Source organism: Paenibacillus pasadenensis (assembly GCF_023715725.1).
In the GTDB taxonomy this organism is placed as follows: domain Bacteria; phylum Bacillota; class Bacilli; order Paenibacillales; family Paenibacillaceae; genus Paenibacillus_O; species Paenibacillus_O pasadenensis_A.
This window is the reverse complement of record NZ_JAMBOT010000007.1, coordinates 111,030-126,348: the sequence shown is the minus strand read 5'-3', so window position 1 is coordinate 126,348 and position 15,319 is coordinate 111,030. Positions and strand designations below refer to the sequence as shown.

Sequence of the window (15,319 nt, the reverse complement as noted above, 5' to 3'; positions counted from 1 at the left end):
TTGGGGTGCCGAATGAATATATTGACAATAAATAAATTTTATTATATTAAAGGTGGAAGTGAAACATATTTATTTGCATTGAAGAGAGAACTTGAAAATATTGGACATAAAGTAATTCCTTTTGCGATGAAAGATAACAAAAACTATCCAACTGAGTACGAGGATTATTTTGTAGATCATATTGATTATGGGAATGCTGGATTTCTTGAGAAAATCAAATTAGGTTCAAAAGTAATTTACTCTCAGGAGGCACGAAGAAATCTAGAACGACTGCTAGATGTTACACATATAGATGTTGCCCATTTGCATCTATTTCAACACCAACTATCCCCATCTATCCTTATTCCACTAAAAAAAAGAAAAATTCCAGTTATTTATACGGTTCATGATTTAAAAGTAATGTGTCCTAACTATAAAATGCTTCATAAAAACCAGATATGTGAGAAATGTAAGGATGGAAAATTTTATAATGTTATGTTAAATCGCTGTACTAAAAATTCTTTGAGTGGAAGTTTGATTTCTATGCTCGAAGCTTATCTTCATCATGGCATGAAGGTTTATGAAGAGTATATTGATCACTTTATTACACCGAGTCAGTTTTACAAGGATAAGATGATTGAATGGGGATTTCCTCAAACTAAAATTTCGTATATTCCTAATTTTCTCGATACTAATTCTATTTCGCCCAGTTACTTACACAAAGATTATATGTTATATTTAGGGAGATTGTCGGAAGAAAAAGGGATACTTACGCTTCTGGAGGCTATGAAAAAGATCTCCGGATCAGCTAAGCTGAAAATAGCAGGAACTGGCCCGTTGACTGACTTAATCAATGATTTTATTAATCAAAACGGTTTGGAAGAAAAGGTTGAAATGTTAGGTTTTATAAGCGGTTCTAATCTCGAACAAATAATCAGTAATGCGAAATGTGTTATTATGCCATCAGAATGGTATGAAAATGGTCCATTAGCACTTATTGAAACATTTGCAAGTGGTAAACCTGTTATAGGAAGTAATATTGGTGGCATTCCGGAACATATTGATAATGGTATTAATGGATATTTATTTGAGGCTAAGAACTCAGACGAGTTGGCGAGTAAGATTGATATAATGCAAACACTTCCGGAAAAGAATTACTTGGAGTTATGTCAAAATGCAAGAAAAAAAGCGGAGTATGTTTTTGATGCTAAGAATCATTTATCTCAAATACTTCCCATTTATAGAACAATCACCGCATAAAAGCAGCCTATAGGCTGCTTTTTTTATTTGGAAAGGAAGATACGAATGAGTTCAATAAAAAATCATATTTTTATAATCGGATCAAAGGGAATTCCGGCTAAGTATGGCGGGTTTGAGACTTTTGTTGAACAGTTAACAAAAAGTCGACAGAATGATGATATTCATTACCATGTCTCATGTCTGGCTGAGAACAAGGAAATTAATATATACAACGGAGCGCGTTGCTTTAACATTTCGGTCCCTAATATTGGAAGCGGAAAAGCTGTTCTATATGATGTACTTAGTTTAAAAGAATGTTATCACTATATCAAAGAAAACAATATTCAAAATAGTGTTATTTACATATTGGCATGTCGGATCGGCCCATTTTTGAACTATTACAAGAGAAGACTTAATGAATTTAATACGAAAATATACGTCAATCCAGATGGTCATGAATGGAAACGATCCAAATGGAACTTCCTAATAAGGAAATATTGGAAGATATCTGAGTCTATGATGGTAAAAAGAGCTGATTTGCTTATTTGTGACTCCAAAGGAATTGAAACATATATTCACAAAGAATACTCCCGATTTAAGCCGTTGACAAAATTCATAGCATATGGAGCAGATACAACGCGATCTACACTAAGCGATAGCCATCTTCCATTTGTGAATTGGTTAAAAGAGAAAGAAATTCGAATTCGTCAATATTATTTAGTTGTTGGACGGTTTGTTCCAGAAAATAACTACGAATTAATGATACGAGAATTTATGAAGTCTGATACCAAAAAGGATTTCGTGATTATATCTAATGTTGAAAACAACTCGTTTTATAAAGAGCTTCTTGAAAAAACAGGATTTGATAAAGATAAAAGGATTAAATTTGTTGGAACTGTATACGATCCAGAGTTGTTAAAAAAGATAAGGGAAGAAGCATACGGATACTTTCATGGACATGAGGTAGGAGGGACAAATCCTTCACTATTAGAGGCACTGGCAAGCACATCTTTAAATTTACTATTGGATGTTGTTTTTAATCGAGAAGTAGGAGAGAACGGTGCACTTTATTTTGATAAGAACCCTAACAGTCTAGCAACATTAATTTCTAATTGTGATGATTTGGATTCAAAAATAATACAGGAATATGGAGAAAGGGCTGTTAATAGGGTTCAAACTGCTTATTCATGGAATTCAATAATTCAGAAATATGAAGAGATTTTTAGTAGCGAAAACATACAATCACCTTCAAATATCGTTACGTACCCTACAAAAGGAGTGGTAAAAGTATGAAAGGCATTATCCTCGCAGGCGGAACAGGCTCTAGACTTTATCCTTTGACCAAGGTGACCAACAAACATTTGCTACCGGTTGGCCAGTACCCGATGATCTACCATTCCATCTACAAATTAAAAGCAGCGGGAATCGACGACATCCTCATTGTCACGGGACGTGACCATATGGGCGATGTCGTTAATCTTTTGGGGAGCGGTTATGAGTTCGGCGTTAGCTTCTCCTACAAGGTTCAGGATCAGGCTGGCGGTATCGCACAGGCGCTTGGATTGGCCAAGAGCTTTATTGGAAATGAACCGATGGCGGTTATTCTCGGGGACAACGTGTTCCAGGACGATATGAAGCCGTTTGTTGACAATTTCAAGCAGCAGGGCAGCGGAGCTAAAATTCTGCTGAAAGAGGTTCATGACCCCGAGCGTTACGGCGTTGCGGAGCTGGACGGTTCACTCATCGTATCTATTGAAGAGAAGCCTAAACAGCCGAAAAGTAAAATGGCGGTAACCGGCATCTATATGTACGACAACAATGTATTTGAGATTGTCAAAGGCCTTAAACCTTCCGGTCGCGGCGAGCTGGAGATTACGGACGTTAACAACGCGTATATCCAGCAAGGGCTGCTGACCTATGACGTGCTGAGCGGCTGGTGGACGGATGCAGGAACGCATGAATCCTGGGCTAATGCCAATGAGCTGGTTCGCCACGATTCATTCGACTTGAACTTTGGCCGTATCGCGGCAAAGGTGTAAAGGAGCTTGAATAAATATGAATAGTATTCCGACTAAGCTTGATGGAGTCCTGATTGTAGAGACCGACGTATTCGGCGACAATCGGGGCTTTTTTACGGAAAGTTATAATGAACAGAAATTCCGTCAGGCCGGGATTGAACATAACTTTATCCAAGATAACCATTCGATGTCTCAAGAGCCCGGTACGCTGAGAGGGCTGCATTACCAGCTGAATCCGAAGGCGCAAACGAAGCTGGTTCGCTGTGTGAGCGGCGCTATTTACGATGTTGTCGTGGATCTTCGTAAGCAGTCGTCGACCTATGGCCAGTGGCAAGGATTTATTTTGAGCGAAGCGAACAAACGCCAGCTGCTCGTGCCAAAAGGTTTTGCCCATGGCTTCTGCACGCTTACGACGAATGCGCAGGTTATGTATAAAGTCGATGAGTATTATTCGAAAGAGCATGACCGGGGAATTCGCTGGGACGATCCGGAGCTAGGCATCGATTGGCCGACCGTAAAAGTTGTTCTGTCGGACAAAGATAAAATCCATCCCGGCTTCCGTGAGGCCGAGCATAATTTCTAATTTTAGAGGAGATGTAGAGAGAATGAACCTACTGGTTACAGGCGGAGCAGGATTTATCGGCAGCAATTTTATTCGTCATATGAGAGAAACGCACCCGGATTACTTGATTGTCAACCTCGACAAGCTGACGTACGCGGGCAACCTGGATAATCTCACGGATCTGGAGAACGATGAGAACTACCGTTTTGTAAAAGGCGACATCTGCAACGAGGCGCTCGTTCGCCACCTGCTGCGCACCTATTCCATTAACGCTATCATCAACTTTGCAGCGGAATCGCATGTGGACCGGAGCATCAGCGACCCGGGCATTTTTGTGACAACGAATATTTCCGGCACGCAGGTGCTGCTGGAAGCCGCTCGTACATATGGCATCGATAAATACATTCAAATCTCAACCGATGAGGTTTACGGATCTCTTGGTGCAACGGGTTATTTTACGGAAGAAACGCCGCTTGCCCCTAACAGTCCGTATTCTGCGAGCAAAGCGGCTGGCGATCTGCTCGTTCGCGCCTACCATGAAACCTACGGCATGAACGTGAACATTACCCGCTGCTCCAACAATTACGGGCCGTTTCATTTCCCGGAAAAGCTTATCCCGCTCATGATTACGCATGCGCTGGACGGAAAAGAGCTTCCTGTATACGGGGACGGCTTGAACATTCGGGATTGGCTGCATGTTCGGGATCACGCCGCCGCCATCGATCTGGTGCTTCACCAGGGCAAGTCCGGTGAGGTGTACAACATCGGCGGGCACAATGAACGGACGAATATCCAGATTGTAGAGCTTATTCTTGAACGCCTGGGCAACTCCAAGGCGCTCATCCGTTACGTGGAAGACCGCCTCGGACATGACCGCCGTTATGCCATCGATCCGGCAAAGCTGGAGTCGCAGCTTGGCTGGCAGCCCAAATATACGTTTGAGACCGGCATCGTGGAGACGATTGACTGGTATTTGGAGAATGAAGTTTGGTGGAGGGATATTCAATCCGGCCAATATTTAAACGGATATGACTTTCGTTACAGTGAACCCGCCAATGGTTAAACAGCGAGTTATCGTAACAGGCGCAGGAGGCCAGCTCGGAACCGATCTGGTCTCTTTGTTGTTGGCGGAAGGTTACGAGGTGCACGGGTTAACCCGTTCGGAGCTGGATTTCAGCAGCCAGGATGAAGTCGATGAGGTGATTGGCCGGATCTCGCCGGACGTAATCATTCATAGCGGAGCTTATACCAAGGTGGATCAGGCGGAAGCCGAGGTTGGGCTGGCCTTCAAGATAAACGGCGACGGGGCGGGCTTTATTGCTCAAGCTGCGGAGAAGGCCGGTGCGAAGCTGGTCTACGTCAGCACGGACTATGTGTTTGACGGTACGGCAGTTGCGCCGATTGCGGAAACCGCTGCGACCAGTCCGGTGAATGTGTATGGTGCATCCAAGCTGGAAGGGGAGCGGCAAACGTTGGCTTTTTCCAGTAAGGCATTCGTCGTGCGCACCTCCTGGGTATACGGCTTGCATGGCAGCAACTTTGTCCGCACAATGCTGCAATTGGCCCGCCAAGGAAAGCCGCTTTCCGTTGTAGGTGATCAGTTCGGCTGTCCAACCTTTACCCGCGACCTGGCAGGCTGCATCGTCGCGCTCATCCGCAGCGATCGTTACGGAGTCTATCATGTGTCCAATTCGGGCTCCTGCTCTTGGCATGAATTCGCAGCGGCTATTTTTGAAGAGGCAGGCCTTTCGGTGCAACTGCAGGCTGTAACAAGCGACCAGTTCGTCCGTCCGGCGATACGTCCCGGCTACTCGGTCTTTGCGCATGAGGCTTTAGCGCAAGGCGGCTTCCCGGTTATGCGCCATTGGCGCGAGGCGCTGCAGCAGTTTTTGGCAATGGAAAACCTTGGTGCCGTAGGTTATGGGGGAAGGCGCGCCGATTCACGACACTCTTAATACGGACCGGATCGTGATCGTGCTTTGGCGCAATGGTACTTTTTAAACCACTTTAGAGCAGTGTGCCGGATGACTCGGTATGGAAAGGAAGAACGCGATGAAAGCGAGTGAAGCGGTCCGCTTGTTGGATCAGATCTACAGCGGAGAGAGAACTCTAGGCCGGAGTGATGCAGGCTGGAAAAAGGCGTGGGAGGATATTCGAGGCTCATTCACCGGAAGCCAATTCTATCATTTGTTGCAAAGCAGGGATCTGCTCGAGCAGACGCCGGAATGGCTCCAGGCTGAGCTTAAAGCCGAGTCGGAACGGATTCTCTACCAGAACATGCTGATCCGTGCGGAACAGAAAAAGCTGTTTCGGGCCTTTGAGCAAGAAGAAATCCCTCTCCTTGTGCTCAAAGGCATCCGCATGTCGGAGCGCTTCTTCGGCCATTTTGCAGCCCGCCCAACAACGGACATTGATGTGCTGGTTCGACCATCGGATTTGGAGCGGGCTTCGGCGCTGTTGAAACAGCTTAGTTTCGGAGATGGAGAAACACTAGACGACGATCATTTCCATCTCCAGTTCAACAAATTTTACAATAATCCTATGTTTCCGTTTCTAGCGGTTGAGCTGCACTGGAGTATCATGCGTTCTCATCATCACGAAACGGATCTCGAAGCGTTATGGAGCCGGACCATTCCATTAACCGGCTACCGCTATGTCCGTGAGCTTAACGATGAGGATACCCTGTATCATACCGCTTTGCACGGTTTTAATCATCACATGCTCTCGCTCAAATATATCGTCGATATTGCTCAAGTAATCGATCAGACATGGGATGGCTTTTCCTATGAATCGCTCTGGAATAAAGCGAGACTCGATGGCAATCTTGCCAAGCTGACTGCCGTTTTGTCGCTTGTATACCGTCTTTGCCCGACCTTGCAATGGGTCAAGCCGCTTGACCGGCGCATTAGATGGCCCTTCTGGAGCGAGCAGCTGATGCGCGAGGCTGGGGTTGGAATTAAAAGCCGCCGGTATTATCTGTTCCGGCTTTGCTCGATTTTTGTGACGTTCGACCATACGGCCGCCATGCTGAGCCATTTCAAATATTTGTTTCTGCCGCCTGCAGATTATGCGCGTTCTCAGTTCAAGGAAGAACAAGGCGGTTCTTTGCTGTCTCTGTATTCCCGAATTTATCGGCAGCGGCTGGGGCATTTGCTAGGAAGGCGTGCCAGAGCCGGTGCAAAGGAGCTAGACACCCCATGAGCCTGACCCAAAAACGGATTCTGATTTCCGTCCTGTCGGTGCTATTGATTGTAGGAATAGCCGTAGTCGGCCTTGGCATCTATGCGTACAACTCCATTAAAGGAACGGCTAACAAAGTTTATGAGCCGACGAAGCGGCCGTCTTATGTCAGTAAGGACCCAGACGTGGAGACGGTTCCGTCCGACAACCTGCCGTTCACAATGCTGGTTATGGGCGTCGACGAGCGGAGGAACGACGTTGGACGCGCCGATACGATGATGCTGCTCGCTGTTAATCCCGAGAAAAACGATGTGCTGATGCTCAGCATTCCGCGCGATACGCGCACAACGATAGTCGGTCACGGCACAGAGGACAAAATCAATCATTCCTACGCCTTCGGCGGCGTCACGATGGCCGTACAGACGGTGGAAAGCTTTATCGATTATCCGGTGGATTATTATGTGAAGGTTAATATGGAGGGCTTTGCAAAGGTTGTTGATCTGCTTGGCGGCGTGAAAGTGGATAACAAGTTCGCTTTTACCTACGAGGGCCATTCCTTTGACAAGGGGGAGCTGCTGCTGAGCGGAGAGCAGGCGCTGCTTTATTCCCGCATGCGCTACGACGATCCAAGGGGCGACTTTGGACGGCAGAGCCGTCAGCGCGACATTATCCAGCAGGTGATGAAAAATGCGCTCACCGTCAGCAGTCTGACCAAGGCGAACGGCATGCTGGAGGAGATCGGCGGCAACGTCAAAACGGATGTCTCGTTCGAAACGATGAAGGATCTGCTTGTGAACTATCGTCCGAAGATCGAGAAGATTTCCCAGAAGGAAATCAGCGGCCGGGGAACGAGAATCGGCGGCATCTACTATTATATCGTTGATCAGGCGGAGCGCGGCCGCATTCACGACATGATCAAGGAGCATCAGAAGCAGACGCAAGGGGCGTTGCATTAGATGGCCAAACCAAGAGCGGGCGCTGGCCGCCCGATGGTCAGGCGGAGGCTGCCCGTAACGTCCCGGCTGCGGCCGCTGCTGTGGGGCTGCCTCATTTCGTGGATCGCGCTTATTTTTGTGTTTTCGAACCAGTCGTACCAAACGCAATCGATTAAGCCTGCGCTGGAGCGCAAAATAGACTCCGAGACGGCGCAGCGCTATTTGCCGCCGATGTCGTTTCATTATAACGGCGAATTTTATATGTCCAAGTTCAACCCGTACGATGTGATGGAATTTATTTTCCGCAAAATGGCTCATCTGTTCGTGTATGGCGTTCTGGCTGCTTCGGCCTGGCTGCTGCTGCGGATGTACCGGGTCAGCGCGGGATTATCCGCATTCATTGCGCTGTCGCTGACCGCGCTTATCGCCTGCCTGGACGAGTACAACCAGCAATTTTCCCTTTCGCGCACCCCCAACCCCGAGGACGTGCTGATCGATCTGATCGGCGGCTGCCTCGGGGTGGTTGTTCTATATATAGTCTCGAAGGTCCGCCGCAGGTCTAATCCCTTGTCCTTGGAATAAAATTACCAAGGTACTTTGTTGGACAGGGGTGAGGACATGTTCCGTAGGAAAAGGAGACTGCCGCTGGGCGGGCTGCTTGCCGCAGCGGTCATTGCATGGCTGTTGTGGCTGCTGGTCCGCTCCGTGGCGGGACTGCTCGGTGGAACCGATTCGGGGGGCGCCCGTGAAACCGTGCTTGAATTTTACACGATGGAGCGGGAGGGCAACTTCGGAGGGTCCTGGGAATTGTTCCATTCGCAAATGAAGGAGCATTTCACGAAGGACAGCTACATCCAGAAGCGTGCCCATGTGTTCATGCAGGACTTCGGTGTCGAGACGTTCGGAATCAGGCTCGGAGAGCTCAAAGCTGTCGGATCATGGAGGATGGCGCCGGAGCAGACTCCGCTGGAAGGAGTGTTCGCAGTGCCGGTCATCATGGAATATAACAGCAGCTTTGGCGTGTTTGAGGTGGATCAGGAGGTCTACGTCGCTCAGGAGGCCGGTGAATGGAAGGTCCTCTGGTCATATCAAGAGAGTTCCGATACGGAATCATCTTGACATGATACAAAATGTATCTTAAATTAATAAAGTGAGGTGAAGAACATTGTCGACGAGAACATATTCGGCACCGAAGATCATTATGCATCAGGCGGTTGAATTCGGGACTGTCAATATCAGCAATAATTTTTTCTATCAGTGGTGTAAAAGATGCAATTTTGAGCCGTTTATTTGCAAGCTGTTTTATGGCAACCACGGATCAGGCGGCGGTAAGGGCACTAAGCCGTTTGGCCATCTGGACGGCTGGAAGCCAAAGTGATAGGTTTTACAGCTACTTAGACGAGGTGGGTGTCGGATGATGAAGCCGTATCAGGCTCCAGCTGTGATTAGTCATCAGGCGGTTGAGTTCGGGACCGTCAATATCAGCAACAACTTTTTTTACAAATGGTGCAAAAGCCAAAACTTCCAGCCGTTTATTTGCAAGCTTTTCTACGGGCCTGGGGGTCCGGGAGGTCCAGGCGGGCCTTGCGGATGCGGACCAAAGCCGCTTGGTTATTTGGACAAATTTGACGGCACTCGTTAAAAACCGCAGCCGTACGATGAGGGGGAACTGGCTTTGCTGCCGTTCCCCTCTCTCGGGCCGGGTATGCGGCGAATTGTCACATATGGGGTGATACATAATGTATCTATATCAATCGGTTATCGGCGACCATCGGATTCGTTTTGTGGTGCAGACCGAGCATTTGAAGGAATGGATTGCAGCTCGTTTTCCGGAAGAACGCCAGCATGATGGGGCGGAGAATGGGGAAAGCGGACCGCTGGAGGAAGCGGTGCTGACTATCAAGGATTTTTACGGATCGATGTATGACGACGGCCCGGTGGAGATTGAATCAGACGAAGATTCGGTAACGTATACGCGCACCGATTACCGGATGGTTGCTTCCGCCGATTACAGCCGTGTCGAGCTGGCCGTATTTGATGATTTGGCGCTCAAGCATGCTCTGATCAACTGGTACAGCGCTTGGCTTATTCACCGCCGCAAAGGTTTGCTTATCCATAGCTCCTGCGTAGTGGAAAACGGCAAGGCTTGGCTGTTTGTCGGGCATAGCGGAGCCGGCAAGTCGACGGTGACGGAGCTGTCCGCGCCGCGTCCGATTTTGTCCGATGAAGCGACGCTGCTGCTGCTGGGGCCGGACGGCAAGGTGACGATTCAAGACTCGCCGCTGCGCAGCGAGAACGAGGAGCGGGGCGAAGTAAGCGCCTGCGAGCTTGGCGGCATTCATTTTCTCATCCAATCCGCTGATGTGCGGCGCGACCCTGTGAGCAAGGTCGAAACGCTGGTCGGCCTGATGGACAAAGTGTTTTATTGGAAGCATAACAAGCTGGAAACGGCCAAAATGATTGCGGTATGCCGCGAGGTTGTGCAGCGCACTCCGGCCTACAATCTGTATTTTCAAAAAAACGATACTTTCTGGGGGCAAATCTCATGACGGTGCTGGCGAATCAGCTTCTGCAGCGGCAGGAATTCATTGAAACGGCGGAGCTTGACGGGGAGTGGGTGCTGCTTGATTTGGACAGCCATTCCATTACGAAGGTTAATGAGATGGGCGGGTATATCTGGGAGCTGATGGAGAACTGCCCGACGATCTCGCAGCTGACGGACCGCATCGCGGCGGAGTTTAACGCGGATCGTTTGCAAGTTGAAGCGGATGTGGAAGCTTTTGTGGCGGAGCTGATCCGCGTTGGACTTGTCACGCATGACTAACCCGGCGGACGGCTCGCCGGGGAGCGGTGAAGCGGCAAGCGGTCGAGACGGGAATGGTCGAGAGGGAAATGATCGAGAGGTAAGTGAACTAGCGTCTGCCAATCCGGCCCCCGTGATTGCCGCCCTTTTAAAGAAGCGCGGCGTCATGGAGCTGACCTCCTTCGGTATGAGCATGTATCCCTTAATCCGGGAGGGCGATATCAGCCGCTTTGTGCGGGTGAACGCGGAGAGCCTGGCGGTAGGGGATATATGCTTGTTTGTAAGCGGCAGCGTGGTATTGACCGGACATCGTCTGGTCGAAATCCAGGGCGGGGATGGCGACAGGCAGTATGTGTTTTGCGGAGATACGAGCTACGCGCCAGACGATCCCGTCGGGCCGGAGTCGATTCTCGGCCTGTGGACCGGCGTGAAGCGGGGACGCATGGCTGCGCGGGCGGGGCGGACTAGGTCGTCCAGAGATGCCCTAGCGGCGGAAAAAGGCGGCCGGATTAATGGCAGGAAGACGGTGGCTGCAGCTTCTGGCCGCACTTCTTTTGAACGGCGAGGAAGTAATCGCGAAAAGGCAGAAGACGAGACAGTCACAGGCGATGGCCTGGAGAGAAGCGAACATGGCTCACAGCGGAACGAGTGGCTTACTCCCAGGCACATGCAAGCGCGGCTGCTGCGGTTCCTAATTCTTCGTTTTCCTATTGCAAGAAAGTTCACCCGCAGGCTAGGAGTATGGAGCATGGCACGAAAGTCGATCTACCGCACAGGTTTAAAGTGACGCTAATCGCAGGAACGACGGATTGCTAGAGCGTTAACGACGGATTGCTAGGGCATAGAAAAACGGCGGTTGCTATCGATGGTGATGGCTGGACTAGTGAAGCGCTGGCGTTTGGTGAAGAGGCACGGATTACTTTTAGAAGATCTGGCGTTTAGCAGAGGTCATGGAAATGAGTGAGTCCGACAGGTCGAGCGAGGAGTGACGTCAGCTACAAACACGTCGGATTTTTACCGCTACAGCGGTTAAGGTTGGGCTTAATCAGGGCGGCTAGAGTGTTTCGTCCGAGAATAAGGCCGAAATTGGGCTTAATCAGGGCGATTAGGGTGTTTCGTCCGAGAATAAGGCCGAAAATGGGCTTAATTAGCGCGATTAGGCTGGTTTGCACGAGAATAAGGCCGAAAATGGGCTTAATTAGGGCGATTAGGCTAGTTCGTCCCAGAATAAGGCCGAAAATGGGCTTAATTAGGGCGATGAAGCTGATTTGCACGAGAATAAGGCCGAAAATGGACTTAATTAGGGCGATTAAGCTAGTTCGCACGAGAATAAGGCCAAAATGGGCTTAATCAGCGCGATTAGGCTAGTTCGCACTTGAATAAGGCCTTAATTGGCCCCATGCTCTCCGCAAGAAATGAAAAGTCAATTGTGATTGCTTAGTAGTTGTAAGCAAGCTCATTAACTAACAGATCCGGAGTACGCTTAAGCTACTTAGGCAAGTTTATGGCAAGGGAAGAGGAAGGGGCGGCAGCATGCTCGGGGTGACTGGAAAAGGAAAGGGCCGTTCAGCGGGGCAGCACGGCGGCGATGCAGCCGGAACGATAAATAGCCAGCGGCTGTCGGAGGCTTGGCTCCGGCTGAAGGGCGATATTAACGAGGCTCGCCAATTCCAGCGCTACGAGCTGGTGTTCACCGACCGCGAGGCTGCGGTGGTGGATGAAACGGGGCGGCTGCAGAGACGCTTCCCCAAAGGCACGATCGAACAGATCGAGCTGAGGGAAGGCGTTGCGGGCGGGGCGCTTATGCTGCTCACTCGCGACGGCTTCCGCGAGGGGGCACGTTTTACGCTTCCTTATATGGAAGCGTACCGCGAGGCCATGCCGCGAATTGCGGCATGGCTGGATGAGCCGCTCCCGATGCCTGGAGCGGCAGGTTCTGCCGCGCCAGGCATCGCCGGCGCGGCTGAAGTCTGGCCGGGGCAGCAGCCCGGCCAGGAACGCGGCGCAGCCGCACAAGCGCCCGGCGGCGAAGCCGGGCGCGAGGCTGCGCCGAAGCTGCCGCCGCGCGTGCAGCGCAGCGCCGGCGGGGCCGTTGCCGCGGCCAAGCCTGCTGGCGCGGCCGCGGAGCGGAATGCCTGCCAAGTATGCGGCAGGCGGCTCTGGCACAGGCAGACCAAATGTCTGCGCTGCAGCAACAAATACATGATGGTACGCCGCATCCTGGCGTACGCGCAGCCGCATCGCCGGCTGATGATTGCCAGCGGCATGCTTTTGCTCGTCAGTATCGTGTTCGAGCTGCTGCCTACCTACCTGATGAAGCTGCTCATCGACAATTTCACCAGCGGCGGCAGCCCGTCCGCGCTCATGGGGATCATCCTTGCGATGGCGGCGATACATCTGGTCGGAACGGGTGTGTCGATGGCCCGCAGCTTCATCGGCCTTCGTTTTGGCGGCAAGCTGATGGGCGATATTCGCAAGGTGACGTTCGAGGCGATTATGCGGCTGTCGATGAGCTATTTTGACCGGAGACAGGTTTCGCAGTTCATCAGCCGCGTCCAAAACGACACCGAAGAACTGAAGGGCTTCCTCACGGAAGGTTTTGTTCAGTTTCTGTCCCAGGTGCTGCTGGCGGCAGGAGTGCTCGGCCTGCTGTTCTACCTGAACGCGCCGCTGACGTGGATGATTTTAATTCCGGTGCCGTTTTTGGCGGTCGGATTTTTCTGGCTGTGGCCCCGCATCCGCATCATGTGGTACGCGCAGTGGATGAGCATCATGAACGTGAACAACGTAATCGGCGAATCGCTGCAAGGCATTCGTGTCATCAAAGCTTTTGCACAGGAAAAACGCGAAAAGGAGCGTTTCGGCAAAGCGAATGACACGCTCGTCAAACGAATGATCTCCATGGGCAATCTGTGGATGGGCGTATCGCCGCTGTTCTCTCTCGTCATTGCGGCTTTTGGCCTGCTCGTCTGGTATACCGGCGGAAAATCAGTGCTGCAGGGCGGGATGTCGCTCGGTACTTTGACGGCATACGCTTCTTATCTCGTGATGTTTTTCGGACCGCTTCAGTATTTTGGCGGCTCTCTCAATATGATCAACCGGGTGCTCGGCTCGGCGGAGCGGATTTTTGAGCTCATGGATGCGCCAAGCGACACGCCGGACCGCAAGGACGCGGTGGAGCTGGATCATGTAAGCGGCGAAATTCGTTTTAAAGGCGTGCGTTACGGTTACGATAAAAGCCGCTCGGTGCTAAAGGATATCGATCTGACGATCCGGCCGGGCGAAATGGTCGGACTTGTCGGTCCTTCCGGTGCCGGCAAATCAACGCTGATCAACCTCGTCTGCCGCTTTTACGATCCCGATGCCGGAGGCATCTCGCTGGACGGCGTCGATTTGCGGGATATTGCCCAGGAAAGTTTGCGCTCGCGCATCGGCGTGGTGCTGCAGGAAACCTTTCTTTTTGACGGCACAATTGCGCAAAATATCGCCTACGGCATGAAGGACGCCTCCCCGGAAAAAATTATGGAAGCGGCCCGTCTGGCCAATGCCCATGATTTTATATGCAGGCTCCCAGAAGGGTACGAGACTCAGGTCGGCGAGCGCGGCCACCGGCTGTCTGGCGGAGAAAAGCAGCGGATCGCCATTGCCCGCGCCGTGCTTCTCGACCCGGCCATTCTCATTCTCGATGAGGCGACAGCTTCGGTCGATACGGAAACCGAGCGCGCCATTCAGGAGGCGCTCTCCCGCCTCGTGCGCGGCCGTACGACAATTGCAATTGCGCACCGGCTCTCGACGCTTCGCGGCGCCGACCGGCTGATCGTGCTTGAGCACGGGCGGATCGTCGAGTCAGGCACCCATGAGGAGCTTTATCAGAGCAAAGGCACCTATTACCGGCTGGTAGAATCACAAAAACAGATGACGGAAGTTCCTTCGGAGGTGGGCTGATGAGCGGCAATATCGTATTTATGCACCGGAATCAACCGTATGAGGTGATGCTCTACCACAGCCGCGAAGGTTACCTCAAAGCGGTGCTTGGCGGCGAGCCTATGGGACGGGTTAAGCTGGTGCGTTGTTTTCCGTACTCCATGCCGGACCGGCTCATTTCCGTTCGTACGGCGGACACCGGCAAAGAGCTGCTGCTGCTGCCCAGCCTCGATCATTTGGAGGAGGAAAGCCGTATCGCAGCCGTTCTGGAGCTGGAACGCGAATACATGATTCCGCGCATTGAGCGCATTTTGTCCATTCGCAAAAAAGGGCCGGAGTGGGTCTGGTCGGTCGACACGGATTATGGCCCAAGCACGCTGCACATGAGCATTTTACATGAAGGCATCCATGAGCTGGCAGACGGACGCTGGATTGTGACCGACGATGACGGCCGGCGTTTCGAGCTTTCGAATGTAGACCGGATGGATAAGCGCAGCCGGGAGCAATGGGAAAAGATCGGTTAATCAGCAAGAAGGGGCTTCCTTTATAGAAGCCCTTTCGCCGTATGTGGCAGCAGTGTGAAGAAAAGAAGCTGGAATTTTATCTTTATCGCTAATTAAAGAAGGAATTCTTATCATTTGGTCGAAATTGTAAGCGTATACATAGAGCGGAAGCGGGT

16 protein-coding genes are annotated in these 15,319 nt (G+C 50.8%); all 16 read left to right on the top strand.

Annotated features, from left to right (window positions below; translation table 11 throughout):
* Positions 1 to 12: 12 nt before the first annotated feature.
* Positions 13 to 1,239 carry a glycosyltransferase family 4 protein gene (locus M3223_RS17375; RefSeq protein ID WP_251563840.1) on the top strand — a complete coding sequence of 409 codons (1,227 nt, stop codon included), beginning with the start codon at positions 13 to 15 and terminating at the stop codon, positions 1,237 to 1,239.
* 45 nt (positions 1,240 to 1,284) lie between these two features.
* Positions 1,285 to 2,511 (top strand): beta 1-4 rhamnosyltransferase Cps2T, encoded by a 1,227-nt coding sequence (gene cps2T / locus M3223_RS17370; RefSeq protein WP_251563839.1) that lies wholly within the window; start codon positions 1,285 to 1,287, stop codon positions 2,509 to 2,511.
* A complete protein-coding gene (locus tag M3223_RS17365) occupies positions 2,508 to 3,257 on the top strand; it encodes a sugar phosphate nucleotidyltransferase (protein ID WP_251563837.1) in 750 nt (249 codons plus the stop codon). Before cps2T ends, M3223_RS17365 begins: the two co-directional genes overlap by 4 nt.
* Positions 3,258 to 3,273: 16 nt before the next feature.
* A complete protein-coding gene (gene rfbC, locus M3223_RS17360) occupies positions 3,274 to 3,819 on the top strand; it encodes a dTDP-4-dehydrorhamnose 3,5-epimerase (protein ID WP_251563835.1) in 546 nt (181 codons plus the stop codon).
* A gap of 22 nt (positions 3,820 to 3,841) precedes the next feature.
* Complete coding sequence (gene rfbB / locus M3223_RS17355) at positions 3,842 to 4,861, top strand: dTDP-glucose 4,6-dehydratase (protein ID WP_251563833.1); 1,020 nt, start codon at positions 3,842 to 3,844, stop codon at positions 4,859 to 4,861.
* Positions 4,854 to 5,753 (top strand): dTDP-4-dehydrorhamnose reductase, encoded by a 900-nt coding sequence (rfbD, locus tag M3223_RS17350; protein WP_251563831.1) that lies wholly within the window; start codon positions 4,854 to 4,856, stop codon positions 5,751 to 5,753. The genes rfbB and rfbD overlap by 8 nt, the downstream gene beginning before the upstream one ends.
* A gap of 79 nt (positions 5,754 to 5,832) precedes the next feature.
* Positions 5,833 to 6,999: a nucleotidyltransferase domain-containing protein gene (locus tag M3223_RS17345; protein ID WP_251563829.1), complete on the top strand. Its 1,167-nt coding sequence runs from the start codon at positions 5,833 to 5,835 to the stop codon at positions 6,997 to 6,999.
* Complete coding sequence (locus M3223_RS17340; protein WP_251563827.1) at positions 6,996 to 7,934, top strand: LCP family glycopolymer transferase; 939 nt, start codon at positions 6,996 to 6,998, stop codon at positions 7,932 to 7,934. Before M3223_RS17345 ends, M3223_RS17340 begins: the two co-directional genes overlap by 4 nt.
* Entirely contained in the window at positions 7,935 to 8,495 is a 561-nt protein-coding gene (locus M3223_RS17335; protein WP_251563825.1) for a VanZ family protein, read from the top strand. It begins immediately after the preceding gene.
* A 36-nt stretch (positions 8,496 to 8,531) separates the two neighbouring features.
* Positions 8,532 to 9,032: a hypothetical protein gene (locus M3223_RS17330; protein ID WP_251563823.1), complete on the top strand. Its 501-nt coding sequence runs from the start codon at positions 8,532 to 8,534 to the stop codon at positions 9,030 to 9,032.
* 295 nt (positions 9,033 to 9,327) lie between these two features.
* The gene (locus M3223_RS17325; protein ID WP_251563821.1) at positions 9,328 to 9,555 is read left to right on the top strand and encodes a hypothetical protein; all 228 of its coding nucleotides are present in this window, start codon (positions 9,328 to 9,330) and stop codon (positions 9,553 to 9,555) included.
* Between the two features lie 97 nt (positions 9,556 to 9,652).
* A complete protein-coding gene (locus M3223_RS17320) occupies positions 9,653 to 10,462 on the top strand; it encodes a hypothetical protein (protein ID WP_251563819.1) in 810 nt (269 codons plus the stop codon).
* A complete protein-coding gene (locus M3223_RS17315; RefSeq protein ID WP_251563817.1) occupies positions 10,459 to 10,737 on the top strand; it encodes a PqqD family protein in 279 nt (92 codons plus the stop codon). Before M3223_RS17320 ends, M3223_RS17315 begins: the two co-directional genes overlap by 4 nt.
* Entirely contained in the window at positions 10,715 to 11,503 is a 789-nt protein-coding gene (locus M3223_RS17310; RefSeq protein ID WP_251563815.1) for a hypothetical protein, read from the top strand. The genes M3223_RS17315 and M3223_RS17310 overlap by 23 nt, the downstream gene beginning before the upstream one ends.
* A 746-nt stretch (positions 11,504 to 12,249) precedes the next feature.
* On the top strand, positions 12,250 to 14,661 hold the full coding sequence (locus M3223_RS17305; protein ID WP_251563812.1) for an ABC transporter ATP-binding protein: 2,412 nt from the start codon (positions 12,250 to 12,252) through the stop codon (positions 14,659 to 14,661).
* Positions 14,661 to 15,164, top strand: a complete 504-nt coding sequence (locus M3223_RS17300) for a DUF1854 domain-containing protein (protein ID WP_251563810.1) — start codon at positions 14,661 to 14,663, stop codon at positions 15,162 to 15,164. The genes M3223_RS17305 and M3223_RS17300 overlap by 1 nt, the downstream gene beginning before the upstream one ends.
* Positions 15,165 to 15,319: the final 155 nt, after the last annotated feature.